17 protein-coding genes are annotated in these 16,536 nt (G+C 40.4%); 12 read left to right on the forward strand and 5 right to left on the reverse strand.

From position 1 onward, the window contains the following. Positions 1-70: 70 nt before the first annotated feature. The 3 genes from V7K98_RS27055 (at position 71) to V7K98_RS27065 (ending at position 3,700) form a co-directional block, all read left to right on the forward strand. Complete coding sequence (locus tag V7K98_RS27055; protein ID WP_335027595.1) at positions 71-601, forward strand: cysteine hydrolase; 531 nt, start codon at positions 71-73, stop codon at positions 599-601. Between the two features lie 772 nt (positions 602-1,373). Further along, the gene (locus V7K98_RS27060) at positions 1,374-2,087 is read left to right on the forward strand and encodes a conjugal transfer protein TrbI (protein WP_335027597.1); all 714 of its coding nucleotides are present in this window, start codon (positions 1,374-1,376) and stop codon (positions 2,085-2,087) included. A 371-nt stretch (positions 2,088-2,458) separates the two neighbouring features. Further along, the gene (locus V7K98_RS27065; RefSeq protein ID WP_335027599.1) at positions 2,459-3,700 is read left to right on the forward strand and encodes an S-layer homology domain-containing protein; all 1,242 of its coding nucleotides are present in this window, start codon (positions 2,459-2,461) and stop codon (positions 3,698-3,700) included. Positions 3,701-3,742: 42 nt separating this feature from the next. On the opposite strand, the gene V7K98_RS27070 is transcribed toward V7K98_RS27065, so the two are convergent. Beyond that, positions 3,743-5,086 carry a GAF domain-containing sensor histidine kinase gene (locus V7K98_RS27070; protein ID WP_335027601.1) on the reverse strand — a complete coding sequence of 448 codons (1,344 nt, stop codon included), beginning with the start codon at positions 5,084-5,086 and terminating at the stop codon, positions 3,743-3,745. 286 nt (positions 5,087-5,372) lie between these two features. Here V7K98_RS27070 and V7K98_RS27075 point away from each other — a divergent pair, with 286 nt between their 5' ends. Continuing rightward, on the forward strand, positions 5,373-5,690 hold the full coding sequence (locus tag V7K98_RS27075; protein ID WP_335027604.1) for a DUF3155 domain-containing protein: 318 nt from the start codon (positions 5,373-5,375) through the stop codon (positions 5,688-5,690). Positions 5,691-6,129: 439 nt separating this feature from the next. Here V7K98_RS27075 and V7K98_RS27080 read toward each other — a convergent pair whose 3' ends face one another. Then, positions 6,130-6,660, reverse strand: a complete 531-nt coding sequence (locus V7K98_RS27080) for a cofactor assembly of complex C subunit B (protein ID WP_335027606.1) — start codon at positions 6,658-6,660, stop codon at positions 6,130-6,132. A 52-nt stretch (positions 6,661-6,712) separates the two neighbouring features. Continuing rightward, positions 6,713-7,060 (reverse strand): PadR family transcriptional regulator, encoded by a 348-nt coding sequence (locus tag V7K98_RS27085; RefSeq protein WP_335027608.1) that lies wholly within the window; start codon positions 7,058-7,060, stop codon positions 6,713-6,715. A gap of 690 nt (positions 7,061-7,750) precedes the next feature. Between V7K98_RS27085 and V7K98_RS27090 the strand changes: the two genes are divergently transcribed. The 5 genes from V7K98_RS27090 (at position 7,751) to rpsN (ending at position 12,004) form a co-directional block, all read left to right on the forward strand. Then, positions 7,751-8,329 (forward strand): DUF3611 family protein, encoded by a 579-nt coding sequence (locus V7K98_RS27090; RefSeq protein WP_335027610.1) that lies wholly within the window; start codon positions 7,751-7,753, stop codon positions 8,327-8,329. A gap of 109 nt (positions 8,330-8,438) precedes the next feature. Beyond that, positions 8,439-9,719 carry a serine--tRNA ligase gene (serS, locus tag V7K98_RS27095; protein WP_335027612.1) on the forward strand — a complete coding sequence of 427 codons (1,281 nt, stop codon included), beginning with the start codon at positions 8,439-8,441 and terminating at the stop codon, positions 9,717-9,719. Positions 9,720-9,822: 103 nt separating this feature from the next. Continuing rightward, positions 9,823-10,923 carry an RIP metalloprotease RseP gene (gene rseP, locus V7K98_RS27100; RefSeq protein WP_335027614.1) on the forward strand — a complete coding sequence of 367 codons (1,101 nt, stop codon included), beginning with the start codon at positions 9,823-9,825 and terminating at the stop codon, positions 10,921-10,923. Between the two features lie 30 nt (positions 10,924-10,953). Next, positions 10,954-11,625, forward strand: coding sequence for an endonuclease III (gene nth / locus V7K98_RS27105; protein WP_335027616.1), 672 nt, complete (start codon positions 10,954-10,956; stop codon positions 11,623-11,625). 76 nt (positions 11,626-11,701) lie between these two features. Beyond that, the gene (rpsN, locus tag V7K98_RS27110) at positions 11,702-12,004 is read left to right on the forward strand and encodes a 30S ribosomal protein S14 (protein ID WP_012410383.1); all 303 of its coding nucleotides are present in this window, start codon (positions 11,702-11,704) and stop codon (positions 12,002-12,004) included. A 69-nt stretch (positions 12,005-12,073) separates the two neighbouring features. Here the strand turns inward: rpsN and V7K98_RS27115 are convergent, their stop codons facing one another. Next, a complete protein-coding gene (locus V7K98_RS27115) occupies positions 12,074-12,403 on the reverse strand; it encodes a hypothetical protein (RefSeq protein ID WP_335027618.1) in 330 nt (109 codons plus the stop codon). 112 nt (positions 12,404-12,515) lie between these two features. Between V7K98_RS27115 and aat the strand changes: the two genes are divergently transcribed. The 3 genes from aat to V7K98_RS27130 all read left to right on the forward strand — a co-directional run bounded on the left by aat (position 12,516) and on the right by V7K98_RS27130 (position 15,279). After that, on the forward strand, positions 12,516-13,103 hold the full coding sequence (aat, locus tag V7K98_RS27120) for a leucyl/phenylalanyl-tRNA--protein transferase (RefSeq protein WP_335027620.1): 588 nt from the start codon (positions 12,516-12,518) through the stop codon (positions 13,101-13,103). 247 nt (positions 13,104-13,350) lie between these two features. Further along, positions 13,351-14,004 carry a nucleotide exchange factor GrpE gene (grpE, locus tag V7K98_RS27125; protein ID WP_335027622.1) on the forward strand — a complete coding sequence of 218 codons (654 nt, stop codon included), beginning with the start codon at positions 13,351-13,353 and terminating at the stop codon, positions 14,002-14,004. A 945-nt stretch (positions 14,005-14,949) separates the two neighbouring features. Continuing rightward, positions 14,950-15,279 (forward strand): STAS domain-containing protein, encoded by a 330-nt coding sequence (locus V7K98_RS27130; RefSeq protein WP_442940450.1) that lies wholly within the window; start codon positions 14,950-14,952, stop codon positions 15,277-15,279. On the opposite strand, the gene V7K98_RS27135 is transcribed toward V7K98_RS27130, so the two are convergent. Beyond that, positions 15,280-16,416, reverse strand: a complete 1,137-nt coding sequence (locus V7K98_RS27135) for a SpoIIE family protein phosphatase (protein WP_335027624.1) — start codon at positions 16,414-16,416, stop codon at positions 15,280-15,282. Positions 16,417-16,536: the final 120 nt, after the last annotated feature.

Here is a 16,536-nt window from a genome sequence, read left to right on the forward strand (position 1 = left end):
GTTGACGTAAAGTTTGAGTACTATTTTTGAATGTCTTCAGTACCAAGCAATCAAGCATAGTAGTTACTATATGAACTTCTGTCTATTTATCATTGATATTCAAAATGGATTTATCACTCAAAATACAAACCATATTCCACAAAGGGTTAAATCTTTACTAGAGCAAAATATCTTTGAACACGTCATTTTCACAAAATTTATAAATACACCCAACAGTCCTTATATCAAATATCTAAATTGGCACGATTTAATGTCACCAGTCGAACAAAAAATTGTGGATGAAATTGAACCATTCTCTCAAGTGATTTTTGATAAAACTATATACACCGCTTGTAACGAAGAGACACTTAATTTTCTAAAGAAAAATGATATCCAAAAAGTATTTATTTGTGGATTAGATACTGATTCTTGTGTTTTGAAAACTGCCGTTGATTTTTTTGAGAACGATATTATTCCTTATGTTTTAGAATATTATTCAGCATCAACTGGAGGCGATAAATTTCACCAAGCCGGTCTTTTAGTATTAAGTCAGATGATTGGGGTAAATAATATTGTAATTGAACCTCTAGATAGGCAGAATCTAAATAAATACTTGTTATAGGACTAATATTTGATTTTTGAAATATATATAGGGGAGCCAGTCGTGTGGGAGGGTTTCCCGACTTGAGCGAACTGGCGTTGCATTAGCCAGAAGCATAACGCATCAATCGAAAGTACTACATATACTAGAACTAGCCCTTTCAAGGTGACTCGAAAAATTTCTTTTTTATCTCCGTGTTCTCTGCGCCTCTGCGGTTTAAAAGTAATTTATTTAACCGCAGAGGCAATAGAGTTGCCAGTGCGTTAGGCGGGTTCTCCGACTTGTAGCAACTCGCGCGACACAGAGATAAGAGATAATAAAGGGATTTTTTAAGCAAAATTTTTACCCACCTTGAAAGGGCTAATACTAGGACTTACGCAGTGTACAAAACAATCATGCTGTGCATTAACATAAATAAGCCGTTTCAGGTTTTTATTAATCATTTATTGATGTTAAAGTGAAAGTAAGAGTTCCCTGTTAGCCCATTCCCCTCTATTCAAGGACACACGCCCTTAAAGCTCAATTAACGTCTTCATAGAAGAGTCATTGAGAAGCCCACACTCACCCTGAAAGGGGAGTGTGTGGAGTATGTCACTAATGCACATTAGCAGAATACAAATTCTAAAGAGCGATGTCTAGAACGGTTTATGCCTAAGCGATCGCACAAACTCCCCATCAGAATAAGTACTTTTATCTTCGGAATACGCCTATAGACAGGTTCAAAAACAATCAGAAACAAACTCAGTGAATCATCGTCATTAAATACATCACATACACAAAGGATAAGCCTCTTATGACTCGCCTACATCAATGGAAATCTGGAACTGCTGCATTTATGGCAATAGCTGTTACTGCAAGCATCGCTAGCCCCTTATTAGGCTTGGCTCCTGCTAATGCACAATACAGAATTGGACAAGACAGAAATAGTCAATATGCAAACACTACCATTCCATCTGGGGTTACTTTTCCTGTTAAGTATGAGAAAGAGACAATTACTATTGCTCCTGGGGAAAGTAAATCTCTAACCTTAAGAATAGCTAATGACATTATCGACAGGAATAAAAATGTCTTGATTCCTGCTGGTACTAAAGTAATTGGACGGCTAGAATCTGTTGACTTAGATAGCTATTCAAGAGATACAGATGATAACAAAGGAAAAGGCGTGCGATTTGTAGCTCAAGAATTAGAATTTTCCAATGGTCAGCGTCAATCGATCAATGCAAGTTCTCGGACATACACCACAACTCAAAAAGTTTCACAGGGGCCCAGCACTAATCAGGTTTTAACTGATGCAGCTATTGGTGCAGGTGCTGGTCTTTTAGGTTCACTAGTGACTGGAAACCGCAGAATTGACGATTTAAAACCTGTTATCGGTGGGGCTGCCGGTGCGGGTGCAAGTATTCTGTTACGGAAAAAACAAGGAAATGCTTTTGTCCTCAGACCTTCACAGGATTTAAGGCTCACACTGAATTCTAATTTGAATTTAGTACCACAATCTCGCTACTAGATTTAACTCAATTCAAGTCGTGAATTTAATCACCTCTAATAGGCGATCGCCACTTTAACTATAGTGTGCGATCGCTTTCAATTTTAACCCTAAAAAATCTATTTTCCAGCAACTATTATATCTCTATATCGTCTTGTTAGACATTCATTTTTTTTGGAAATACTTATTATTATTAATCGTTGAAAGGCTGATTACACTATTAATTAGTGTGAATTATATTGATAGATTTCCTACAACTTTAACTATTTAATTTTACTCTATGACAAAAGTAATGCTTTTTACAAAAGCAGAAATTAATGGGAACCTAGTACTTTAACCAATGTCTAATTAATTAACAGTAATAAAAATAATTGTAGCGGAGTTAAAAACTAATGTTTACTTTAAATCGTTTCAAATCTAGAACAGCTGCACTCATGGCTTTAAGCGTCACAATCGGCACTGTAGCGCCTTTTATTACAGCTTCACCATCTTTAGCTCAAACTACTTTTTCTGATGTTTCATCTAATTATTGGGCATCACAATTTATTCAACAATTATCACAGCGAGGTGTAATTGCCGGATTTCCTGATGGGACTTTCCGTCCTGAAGAAGCGGTGACACGCGCTCAATTTGCCGCTATGGTCAACAAAGCTTTCCAAAAATCACAGCAGCGATCGCCAATTAATTTTGCTGACGTGCCTAGCAATTATTGGGCATCAAGTGCCATTCAACAAGCTTATACCATTGGTTTCTTATCTGGATATCCCGGTAATCGCTTTGAACCTAACCAAGCTATTCCCCGCCAACAGGTTTTAGTTTCCCTCGCTAACGGTCTGGAATATACTCCTGGTGGCAATACCGAAACCACTCTGCAATACTTCAACGATGCTTCTAACATCGCTAGCTATGCCCGTAGCCCGATCGCAGCAGCAACTGAAAAGCAAATTGTGGTGAACTATCCTAATGTGAAGTTCTTGAATCCAACTGCATCCGCTACTCGCGCCCAGGTAGCAGCTTTTATCTACCAAGCATTGGTTAGTTCTAATCAAGCCTCAGCAATTAACTCGCCTTATGTCGTGGCTGTCGGATCTAGTACCCCAACGCCTGTAGCTGTGACAATTCCTCAAGGGACTGCTATTCCTGTAAAGTATGACAAGGCAGAAAAAATTCTGGTTACAAAGGATGAAACAGCACCTTTAACATTGACAGTATCGCAAAACGTAGTTACTCAAGACGGATCTGTAGTGATTCCGGCTGGTAGTCAAGTTATTGGTCAACTAAAGCCTGCTACAGGCGGTTCTCAATTCGTTGCCCAAAAATTGGTTTTGAACAGTGGACAAGAGTATCAACTTAACGCTACTTCGGAAGTGATTACCAAAACTGAAACCGTGAAGAAGGGTACTAGCGTTGGTTCAATTATCAAGGATACTGTATTGGGCGCAGGTGCAGCAACTGCGGTATCTGCGGTGACAGGCGATCGCGCGATCGCCACAGAAGAAGTCTTGGGTGGCGCTGGTATCGGTGCATTAGTTGGTCTGTTCTTCGGTAAGAATAGTGTTGACTTAGTGGCAATTGACCCAAATACCGATTTACAAATGACAATCAATCAAAACTTATTGGTTTCATTAAGATAGTTATTGGGAATGGGGAATGGGGCATTGGGCATTGGGCATTGACTAATTTTGAACTTCTGGCAACCAAATAATAAATGTAGTCCCTGGTGCATTGGGTGAAGTTAGCTGAGAGTTGATTGCAGGGCTGAAAACCTCGATTTCGCCCTGCATAAGTTCTATTAATTGTTTTGCGATCGCTAACCCTAAACCAGTGCCGGGGATTTCTGTTTGCGCTTGTATACCCCGATAATGCCGTTCTCCAAGATGTTCTAAATCTTCGGGTGGAATGCCAGGCCCGTTGTCACTGATCGCAATTCCCTGAAAATTAGCTTTTTCTTGCCTCGCCTGAATCAGAATCTTACCACCAGTGGGAGTATACTTCAAAGCATTATCGATGATGTTAGTTAAAACCTCTCGTAATGCTTTGATATTGGCACGTACTAGGGGTGAATTTTGTTTAATTTCAGTTATTACTTTTAGCTTTCGCTCTTGGGCGATCGCTTTGGCTGATATTAATAATGGTTCTAATATATCTGCTAACGAACAGTCAACTGCTTTATCTCCTGTTCCCGGCAATAATAGCGGCGGTTTAGCGGATTTTTGAATAGTTGCTTCCACAAATACTTCTTCGGGCAGATGTAGTGGTGCTAAATCTGTCTCTGTCAAGTCAATTACTTGATCGAATTGTTGCAGTAATTCTTTGAGGCGATCGCTTTCCCGCACAATACTATTTGCCACATCTCGGTTGGTGTCTCCTGGTCGCAACCGCTTCAACAACAGTTTCCCAAAAGTCCGCAATGCCGTTAATGGGTTACGAAACTGATGCAATAGATTATCCAGTAAATCCCTCTGCTTTTCTTGGAGAATTTGTTGCTCGTGCAACTGCTGCTCAAACCATGCCCGCCGTTGATCTAAAATACAAGCGATCGCTAATGTTTGGGCTATCCTTTGAATCTGACTTTCCTCGTGTTCATTCCATGTTCGATCTTGCCTAGCTGTCACCAGTAGCCCCATCATCACACCCTCATAAACCAGAGGTAAAACAATTTGGTTGCCACTAAAAAGGTATTCCTCTTTGAGATGGGGTTGAGATGCCTCAGAGTCCTGTGACGAGGTTGGAGATTCCGATCCTGTTGTCAATAACCTTCTGCGATCGTTGGGTAATATCAACACATTTCCAACTTGAAGTTGCTTGTGTACTGTCGTCTCAGCAATCTCTTCTCCTGGCGGTAATAATGCTGTTTCTGGGTAAATTACCACAGGAATCAGTTTGGCCTCATCAGAAGGAGTCTCTACCAATTCTTGTGTCAGGTACACAATACTTAAAGTTGCTCCCAGCCCTTGGGTTAGCAACGCTATTTGCTCTCGACACAGAGCAATAAAATCGGAACTGGCAGACATTAACATTTTTTAGCTCTTGCTCAAGATTACAGATTTTGAGGCATGATAATAAGAGAGGATACTTAATTTTTACCTCACTTATTCAATAAAGCTTAACTAAAATCTTCTTAGGGATGGTTTGTACCAAAGGATTATTTCCTTAGGTGATTTTGTTTTATCTATTTTCAAATATGTTAACTTTCTTGCATGAAAAGGTTAAAAACTATTGATATTTTGAACTAGAACTTATATAATGACGACGGATTTTGTAGCTAAAACTACAATCTATAGCTTGAAAGAGGAGGACAATAAATTGGCAAGGAGACGCAAAAGGAAAAGTCGCCGTCGTCAAGAAGGACGGAGGATTCTGGAACACGTGCCTCAATATAGCATCGAGAGTGGCGAAGAAAAACCTGTGACCGCAGCGAGAAGATTCATTCAAGCTGAAGGTATTTTGCCACCAGCATTGCTACTCGTAAAGCGAAATGAACACACCACAGATCGTTATTTCTGGGCAGAAAAGGGACTGTTTGGTGCTCAATACGTAGAGGAAAATCACTTCTTGTTTCCTAGCTTGAGGGTGTTAGAACCTTCGCCTGTTCAAGAACCTCTTGCTTTAGTTAGTCGGTGAACCATATAGATGGTCATCTTACGCATTGAATGTGGCTCCTGACTATCATTAACTGGCAAAATTGCTAAGTTTATGCAAAATTTAATTTTTTTTTAGTTTGGAGCTGATTTGTCAGTAAAGCTAATCCAGGTAGTTGAAAAGTAAACTTGTCTCAAACCACGCTATGTTGCATGGGTTGATACTAGTATCATGATATAGAAGGGAGCGAGTATAGAGCCAAGCGCCTCCAAAAGTGCTAGTGAAATTCCGCTCTCATAGGGAAAACTGTCAACCAAGCTCTGTCAACTAATTTAAGTTAATTAATTTAAATTTTTCCCCACGACACAGGTTGTGGGGAAAATTGACAAAGCTGGAGTCTTGATTTCCTCCTTACTACTTTTCATCGCCTAAAGATTAGATCGGGTCAAAAGTCCGCATATCATAGTTTAAAAACCAACAATTATTCACTAGCCTCGATCTGTAGAGTCCTCTGTAACTCACTGAGTTCATCTCGATGGCCAACTACAGTGATTTTGCTTGAGGAGGTTTGTTTGCTCTGAGTTGTTTCTACTTTGAGCGATACCTTCTCAAGTCTTCCAGATTTTTTCCAATAGAATAAACCACTTAAAGGCGACAGCAGTACCATAGCCAGAATAGGGGTACTGAGGTTAGGAAAAAGTAGGTATACGACTAGTGATAGACAAACAATCCCAGTCGCTGCCAGCAGAGTTAAAAATATAGCTAAGAACCAACTGGGGCGAACATTCCCTTCAAAAGTCACTTTGTTTTGTTCTCGGTCTACCTCTGCCACTCGATAAGACCGGGAGCGAAAATACTCTTTTAATTGAGACATTAAAGCAGCTTCGTCTTGCTCAGATAACAGTTGCACTGTTTGTATGCGGTCTTTAGTCGAGGCACGAATAAAGAAAAACAGTCCAACCGATAACAACAAGGTTAGCAGGAACGTAGATGGCATAATAGCAGTGTCCATAACTGATTGTTAGTCTTTGACTGGAGGAGACTTATTCATTATCAATTATTCGTTACTTTGCCCTCCTGTTGATGTAGTTAAGCCATTTAAAAGCTAAATCTTGTGCTTGAACTTGCCATTCTGGAGAAACTTGGTACATCCGCCTAGGCCTTCCTCGTCCTTCCAGTTTCTTCCAATATCCAGTCATTGCCTTTTGGTCTTCCAGAAATTTGATTGCACTATAAAGTACGGTATCTGAAAGTCTATAGGTTGGATATTCAGTTTCTAATTGCTCAATCAACTCGGTTCCGTAGGATTCACCTTGTAATAAAACAGAAAGTATGTAGCAAACTGCTACTTCCTGACAAAGGTAAGTTGGCGGAGGATTTTCAAAGAATTGATGTATATCCTCAAGTTTCATGGTTAGTGAATGGCTAAAAAAATGCCTTATGGTAAGGTCTACAATCCTTGTAGTCAGTATACAGTGCTACTGCCAAGTGAGTAATACATATAATGCTACTTAGACTAAATTTCCAAAGCGTAAATACCAAATGATTACCCACGCCTGTGAACTTGTGAAACGAGTTTGCAAGTTTTAAGGGCACAAAAAATATACCCTTAACCTAGCTAGTTAGGTTGTGGTGAGGAGCGAACAGAGATTGGCAAAGTCACTATCTTGGTATTAAGTGATGCCAAGCTAGTTAGAATTGCTTAAGCAATAAAATGCCACCGAAGAAATTTTACAGGTAAAACGCAATTTTGTCTGTAAAAATTAATAAACACTTTGTTTTACAGTGATTTTCCCAATGCAAATTATAAAAACTTAAGCTAAGGGATATGTCTAGTTTAAAGCTGCTACGACAGTGGATACACTTAAGTAATAAGTATTACTGATTAGCCGGACAAGATAATCTCTTGTGGAATTTGGTAAATGTGATAGTAAATTTATCAAAGAAGACGCAAAGACTAGGGTATCGGTTCACTAATCAAAAATCTAACTCCCCAGCCCCTCTTTCACTAAAAGGGGCTACGGTGTACACACAAGTCTTTGGTGAGGCGATTTCTCTTGTCTTTGTGTCTTTTGAAAGCGCCCAGCACATTGGTGATTAGTATGTCACAGACTCCCGATGCTCCATCATCTTCATCTTCTTTGCGGGCAATTGCCCAAACCTTTCGCCTTACAGGTTGGATTAGCTTCTGGATTCAGCTAGTACTAGGCGTTGTTTCTAGCATAATTGTGTTGCTGTTCGCCGTCTTTAATCAAAGAACTGGTAGTTCTAGCAATAATCCAGGGACTGGCTTTGGCGTATTTTTAGCAGTTTGTGGACTAGTTATTTTGGGTGGAGGTATTTATTTAGCTTACCGTTACACTAGAATTGGCAAGCAATTGGAATCTTCCAATCCCACTAACCGCCCTCGCAAAAGCGAGACAGTGCAAGTATTACGCTTAGGGCTGTGGGTGAATTTAGGGGGAACACTGGTAACTCTTTTGGGAGCGCAAGCGATCGTTGGTACACTGGTAGCAAGATCCATATCTCCGCAAGCGATAACTACGCAATTTTTTGACCCTACCCGGATTATTAGCGGTCTAGATATGCTTGTAGTACAGGCAAATACCAACACTGTATCAGCCCATTTTGCAGGGGTTATAGCGTCACTTTGGCTACTCAATCGTATTAACCGACCTTAAGTAGACGATAAGAATGTTGCCCCAGCAAACCAAAATTACTATATGCTAAATGCTTAATGTGTTAACTGTATTGACAGGAAGATTTTAGGCTAGAAACTGAGAAAAATTTGTGCTGGATATTAAGCAAATACGGGAAAATCCGCAATTAGTTCAAGAACGATTGAATAGTCGTAGTGGTAAATACGACATTCAACCGATTCTACAGTTAGATCGGCAACAACGAGAACTAGAGGGGACGCGCAGTCAACTCCAAGCTCGAAGCAACGAAATCGGTAAAATTGTCGGTCAAAAGATTAAATCTGGGATTAATCCTCAAGACCCAGAAATTCAAGCTTTGCGCGATGAGGGGAACTCTGTCAAAGCTACGTTGAGCGAACTGGAACCCCAGGAAAAAGAACTCAAAGCTCAAATTGCTCAACTTGTGTTGGCACTTCCCAACTTACCAAGCGACTCTACACCCCTTGGGAAAAATGAGGAAGATAATGTAGAAGTTCGCCGTTGGGGTGATGAGTACATTCCCAAAAATCCGAATATTCTCCCTCATTGGGAAATAGGCGAAAAGCTAGGCATTCTCAATGTTGAACGGGCTGTAAAAGTAGCTCAAAGTCGGTTTGTGGCTTTGGTGGGTGCTGGTGCAGCATTGGAGAGGGCATTAATTCAATTTATGCTGACTCTCCATACTCAAGCTGGATATGTGGAAGTCAGTCCGCCGTTGTTAGTTAATACCGAGTCTTTGACGGCGACCGGTCAGTTACCCAAGTTTGCTGAAGAAAGCTTTAAATGTGCTGATGATGACTTGTGGCTGATTCCGACGGCGGAAGTTCCGGTTACAAATCTTTATCGAGGTGAAATTCTTGCTGCTGAAGATTTGCCTATTTACCACTGCGCTTTTACTCCCTGTTTTCGGCGCGAAGCTGGTAGTTATGGGCGCGATATGCGGGGATTAATTCGCCTGCATCAGTTCAACAAGGTGGAAATGGTGAAATTTGTCGAACCTAGTACGTCTTTTGATGAATTGGAAAAATTGGTGGGGAATGCAGAAGCAATTTTACAGGCGTTGCGGTTGCCTTATCGAGTCGTAAATTTAAGTACCGGGGATTTGGGATTTGCCTCTACCAAAACCTATGATTTAGAAGTTTGGTTGCCCTCTTCTGGCAAATACCGCGAAATTTCTAGCTGTTCTAACACTATAGATTTTCAGGCGCGACGGGCTGATATTCGCTTCAAGGAGGCGGGAAAGAAAGGTACTCAGTTCGTACATACCCTGAATGGTTCGGGTTTGGCTGTGGGAAGGACGATGGCAGCAATTTTAGAGAATTATCAACAACCTGATGGGACAGTGAGGATACCAGAAGCGCTGCAACCTTATTTAGGACGTGAAGTATTGTGATTTGTCATTTACTAATGCCCCATGCCCAATGCCCAATGCCCAATGCCCATTACCCAATTAGAATGAAGATAACGATAGCTTAATATTTTCACTAATTTACTCTATGTCAGTTTTAGCAGCGATCGCAGTCTTGGCTGTTTTAATCTTGGTACACGAGTTGGGACATTTTGTTGCAGCCCGTTCTCAAGGTATTCTTGTTAACCGTTTTTCTTTGGGTTTTGGCCCAGTTCTTTTAAAGTACCAAGGTTCACAAACCGAATATGCTATCCGCGCCTTTCCCTTGGGTGGCTTTGTGGGCTTCCCCGATGATGACCCCGATAGCGATGTTCCACCCAATGACCCAAATCTGCTGCGTAACCGTCCAGTTTTAGACCGGGCAATTGTCATCAGTGCCGGTGTGATTGCAAATTTAATATTTGCCTATTTGGTATTGGTTCTGCAATTGGGTATTGTCGGCATTCCCAAGGAATTAAACTATAAAGCTGGTGTCATTGTCCAGCCTGTTAATCAAGAATCAGTTGCCTATCAAGCAGGGATTCGGGAAGGAGATATTATTCTGGCTGTTAACGGTCAAGAACTCCCGGCTTCTGATAAGTCAACTCCTTTGCTGACCAAAGAAATTCAAACTCATCCCAATCAGCAAATCGAACTGAAAATTCAGCGTGAAAACCAACAACAATCCATAAAATTAACACCAAAACTAGCAGCCGATGGCAAAGGTGTCGTTGGGGTGGCACTTAGTCCAAATGCGACAGCAATTTATCGCCGTCCTAATAGTCCTTTTGAAATTTTCGGTCTTGCTGCGAACAGGTTTCAACAATTATTTGTTGGGACACTCGCCGGTTTTGGACAGTTGATTACCAACTTTCAACAAACTGCTGGGCAAGTTTCTGGGCCAGTTAATATTGTCAAAATCGGTGCAAAATTAGCTGAAGATAATGCTGTAAATTTGTTGTCTTTTGCCGCTATTATCAGCATTAACTTGGCTATTATCAATATTTTGCCTTTACCCGCCTTGGATGGGGGACAACTGGCTTTTCTGCTGATTGAAGGTTTGCGCGGTAAGCCTGTTCCGGCTCGGATTCAAGAAGGTGTAATGCAAACCGGCTTGGTGTTACTCTTAGGGTTAGGAATTTTTCTGATCGTCAAAGAAACTACTCAATTAACTAGCCAATTGGAATGGGTACAAAAGTTATTCCAGTGAAAATAGGGAGTAGGGAGTGGGGAGTAGGGAGTGGGAAGTAGAAAAGAGAAAGTTTCACCTTTAAGAGTGCGATCCCTAGAGATTTTAACTCGTTTGAACCGTCTTTATCCAGATGCTACTTGCTCTTTGAACTACTCAACGCCAGTGCAATTGTTGGTGGCAACGATTCTCTCGGCTCAGTGTACTGATGAGCGGGTGAATAAGGTGACACCAGCTTTATTTAGTAGGTTTCCTGATGCTGCAAGTTTAGCGATCGCTGACTTGGTAGAATTAGAAAGCTTGGTGCATTCCACAGGGTTTTATCACAATAAAGCTAAAAACATTCAAGCTGCCTGTCGGATGATTGTGACTGAATTTGACTCTGTTGTGCCCAACCAAATGGAACAATTGTTAAAGCTTCCTGGTGTGGCGCGGAAGACAGCAAATGTAGTTTTGGCTCATGCTTATGGTATTAATGCTGGCGTGACAGTAGATACTCACGTCAAGCGCCTCAGCCAACGTTTGGGTTTAACTGAACATACAGACCCCGTTCGGATTGAGCAAGATTTAATGGGTTTATTGCCACAACCTGATTGGGAAAATTGGTCAATTCGATTGATTTATCACGGTCGTGCTATTTGTAAAGCCCGCTCTCCCGTTTGTGTTGCTTGCGAGCTTGCTGATTTATGTCCTACTGCGAATAAGCCGATGGTTGTAGGTTAAGCGACACAAGTAACCCCAGAATTGATGGAGAGACTGTAGAATGGAAAACGGTGTCTTTAAATAAGTTAGAGAATATATGGCAAAAAAGAGCATGATTGAGCGCGAGAAAAAGCGCACCAGGTTGATAGAAAAGTATGCTGACAAGCGGGAAGCCCTTCTGGAAGAGTTCAGAAGTGCAGCATCTCCTTTGGATAAGTTGGAAATCCACCGGAAGATTCAACAGCTACCCCGGAATAGTGCGCCTACCCGCCACCGCAATCGTTGCTGGTTGACTGGTCGTTCTAGAGGAGTTTACCGCGATTTTGGACTCTCTCGGAACGTGCTACGAGAATGGGCGCATGAAGGTCTATTGCCTGGAGTTGTTAAGTCTAGCTGGTAGTTAAGAGTCATTAGTCATTAGTCATTGGTAAATAACAAAGGACTAATGACAAAGGACAAATGACAAAAATTATTGACCACAACACTTATCAATTCCCAGACTTTCTAAGAGTAGATCGCTGACGGCGTTAGCGATCGCAAACTCTCCGTAAAAACTATTGGAAAAATCATAGGACTGCATCTCTGTAACAATGGCAATTACCAGAGAACCAAGGTCGTTTTCTCCTTCCATCCGTTGACGCACAAAAATCTGTGCGGCTCGTCGGGCAATATTTTGGTTGACTGCTTCGGGGAGAAATTCTGTATCTAGCCACCGTTGTAAGCGCTCTCGTAACCATTCACCTTCGAGCAGAGGGTTTTCAGGTGATGGTAAGGTGATGGGTGGAATTGGTTGAGTCATCTTTATTTATCTTAAACGCAAAGGGACGCGGAGGGAAACGCAGAGGAACGCTGAGGTTGAGTGATAGCATCAAATTGCGTTTCCAAGAGTGTTTTTTTATATTTATTTATTTATGCAATATGATGTCGCCGCTATTGTTGATGGTTATGCACAAGGCTATTTTCTCATGGCTGATGAGCGCGATCGCCTGAATTGGTACGGAAGTCGCGATCGGACTTTTATTCCTTTGGATGAACGGTTTCGCTACCCCAAGTCTTTGCAGCGTGTCTTGAATCAAGAGCGTTTTAGTGTGGCGATTAATCGGGATTTTCAAGCTGTGGTGGCTGGTTGTGCTAACCGCGAAACAACTTGGATTTCACTAGAATTACAAAAGATTTACTGGCTACTTTACCAGAGTGGTTATGCTTTTAGTTTTGAAACTTGGCAAGGTGACGAATTAGCTGGGGGCATTTTAGGCATTGTCATTGGCGGTGCTTTCATTGGCGAGTCGATGTTTTACCGCATTCCCGAAGGTTCAAAGGTGGCGATGGTAAAGTTGGTGGAAAGGTTGCGCCAGAAGAAATTTGTATTTTTCGATGCTCAAATGATGAATCCGCATTTGGAGAGGTTTGGGGCTTATCGGGTTGAGGATGAAGAATATCAAGCTTTACTCAAGCAAGCATTACAGCGTCGATGTTCTCTGCTAATTCCATCAGACTAAAGTCTGCGGATATCATAACTAAGGAACGTGGATTAAACAAAATGCAAAACTTCATCCTGTCTCACGATCCCTCTCCTTTATAAGGAGAGGGATTGAGGGTGAGGTAAGCGAGGGACACAAACCTGTATGTTATTTAATTCTTATTCCTAAGTCAGAAATAGACTAAATGACTTTTCATCAACACACTGTACCTGCGATCGCCTATTTTTTAAGATACAACGAGTTTGAAAATACGCCCTAGTACCAAATGCTCAATATTGATTTCACCCAAAAGTTGCAAGGTTTAATGCAACGGGTAGGTATTTCTAGTTTTAAAGCGCTCAGTGGTGCTGCTGCTGTCTCAGAGTATCAACTTTTGCGGTTACGACAAGGAAAGCTAGAACAGATGCGGGTAGAAGTACTGCTTAAGCTTTCCTTAGTACTACAGATGCCATTGAGTGAATTAGTTGTAACTTTTTCAACCGCAGAGTTGTTACAGAATAAAACAGCCTCAATTCAGGAATTATTGCAAGAAATTGCAGATTTAAAAACAGAATACCAGCGATCGCAACTTCAAGTAGAGCAGCAGCGAGAGATATTAGTAGAAGAATTCCAGCAGTCAACTTTACAATTGCTGGAGTCTTTGTTGTTGCAATGGCCAACAGCAGCACAAAAAGCCCAGGAGAATCCACAGCTAGCAGCAGTGAAAATAGTCCCGTTGGTGCAGAAACCCCTAGAAAAACTTTTACAGGCGTGGGGAGTAGAAGCGATCGCACCTGTGGGAGCAGAATTACCTTATAATCCGCAATTACACCAGTTGATGGAGGGAACTTCACAATCTGGAGAAACAGTCAAGGTACGCTACACTGGCTATCTTCAAGGTGAGAAGCTACTTTACAGAGCAAAAGTGAGTCCTATTTGAAGGAGTTAGGAGTAGAGACGCGATTAATCGCGTCTGTATATAAATTTATAACTCTTTACTTTTTGTGCTGTCTGTTGAGAAATGATAAATATTGGGAATACTAAAGTAGCAGAGGCGATCGCCTGAGAGAACGTTCTCAGATAGCGTTAGTCCAGAGGTAAATTCTTTCAATTATGTAAGTAATTGGACATTAATAAAAAATATTTGGGAAATAATCTGAAAAACAGTAACTTCAGATTGTAGATCAGTATATAGCGGTTCTCGGTTGAGTGAGATACACCAGTAGGGGCACGGCAGTGTTCATTGGTGTCAACTTAACGTGAAACTCTTGCAAAAACTGGATGTTGAGTTCACTTACTACTGATTACGATCCGCGTTACCCCACCCTAACCCTCCCCTTATAAAGGGGAGGGAACCGGATTTCCTGTTTCCCCCCAATACATCGGTGGGATTAAGGGGGGGGGTAAAACGGCTTTGGGACAAAGCTTTGAGCTTAAGTTGACACCAATGGGCAGTGTCGTGCCCTTGTGCCCTTGCACTTTGCGATTAATGTTGTACTGGATCTGAATGGGAACCGCTATATCCCTAAATCAATGGCTCTAAATTAATGAGATGTAGGTAAATCGGCTTTAAAAAATCAACCTATGTAACAAGACTCAAATTATGTAGCAACTTAATAGTCATTTATTATAACCTTTTTACAAATCTAAATATACATATTTTTTTCATCTTGACTGACTTATTGATTTACAATTGCCCTTTTTCTAGTGATAAAAATATATTTAGATAAAAGTATTTACAATTACTATTTATTTGTTCAAATTCATTATCAATACCTACTAAGTATTAAATCTCATATTTTATTTTGCAAGCATTTTTAAATGTTCTATGATGGGTATATAATAGCGAAATCAGACTATCATTTACAAAATTCAGTGTGAAATAATTATGAGAGAACAAGTAAAAGTTATTAAACTCAAGGGTAATTTAAACGCTACAACTTCACAAGAATTTCGGCAAAACATCACTGAAATTTTAGAAATTGGTGCAAAAATCGTGTTAGTTGATTTTAAAGATGTAACATTTATGGATAGTTCAGGTTTGGGAGCTTTAGTATTAGCTTTCAAAACCTTGCGGGCAGCAGATACTAAACTCGTTCTCTGCTCAATTAATGAGCAAGTCAGAATATTATTTGAACTGACTAATATGGATAAAGTATTTGAAATATTTCCTAGTCAAGACGAATTTAATCAGATTTTAGTATCCAATACTTAATTAATCAAACTTAAGTTCTAAAATAGATAAATCATCATCAAAAGCATCTTTGGAGTTTAGAGCGATCAAATAACTCAGTACACGATCGAGTTGGCAATCAACAGGATGTTGTAAGCTAACTAGTAACTGAATAAAAGCATCCAAACTCCAAAGAATGCCATCTGATTTAGTGATTTCATAAGCGCCATCACTAAAAATGTAAAGGCTGCTAAATTGTTCAATGTTGCAAAATTCATCAATATATTTAGCTTCTGGAAACATCCCAACTGGCATCCCTGGGGTTTTCAAGAGTTTGATTTCCGATTTTCTGGGAGATGCGCCGGTTATTAAAACTGCTGGTGGATGACCTGCGCTAGCATAAACTAACTGGCGGTTGATTCGATTGTAAACTCCGTACCAAATCGTAAAGTATTTGTCATTTTGATAATTCATCTGAAAAGTATCATTCAAAGCCTTTAATACATCACTAGGTTGATAGTAATTCAGGCTTTTGAGCGCACGGGAACGCAGTAGATTCAGCACTGAAATAGAGGGAAGAGTCGCTTTGAGTCCATGTCCGGCGGTATCGAGTAAGTAAATTGCCAGACAATCGTCATCAAGCCAATAGTAATCGAAACAGTCACCACCAAGTTGTCGGGAGGGAATAAATCGGAAATTTATATTAAAGGGTTCAGTCATAGGAAAAGGCAGGAGCGATCGCACATATTCTGCTGCTTCTGACATTTCTGATTCTAAAAGCAACTTTTGAGCCTGCAAATCTCTACTTAACTGATGTAGGCGTAATCCTGCTCTTACCCGTGCCTGTAATTCATTATGCTCGATCGGTTTGGAGATAAAGTCATCAGCACCAGCATCTAGACCTTTGACGCAATCGGCAACAGAATCTAAAGATGTTAATAAAATAAAAAATGTAGTAAAAAATTTTGGATCTGCCTTAATTCGTTGACAGACTTCTAAACCAGTCAAACCTGGCATGATCCAATCACAAATAATTAATGCTGGACGGCAAGCTATCGCTTTTTCTATTCCTTCTTCGCCACTACTAGCTGTAACTACTTCATAACCCTGTTTTTCTAACATCCTTTTCAAGAGGATCTTTATAGAATAATCATCATCAATAATTAGTATTTGAAACATAGAAATTTGCATTAAACACTCATTAATAATTTGTTCTAAAATAGAAAATAAAAATATGTTGTAGGTTAATGAGTTAATAGTCTATGGCATTTCCAACAAATAAGTGATCCAAACTTTTAG

Source organism: Nostoc sp., from assembly GCF_036917435.1.
Classification (GTDB): domain Bacteria; phylum Cyanobacteriota; class Cyanobacteriia; order Cyanobacteriales; family Nostocaceae; genus Nostoc.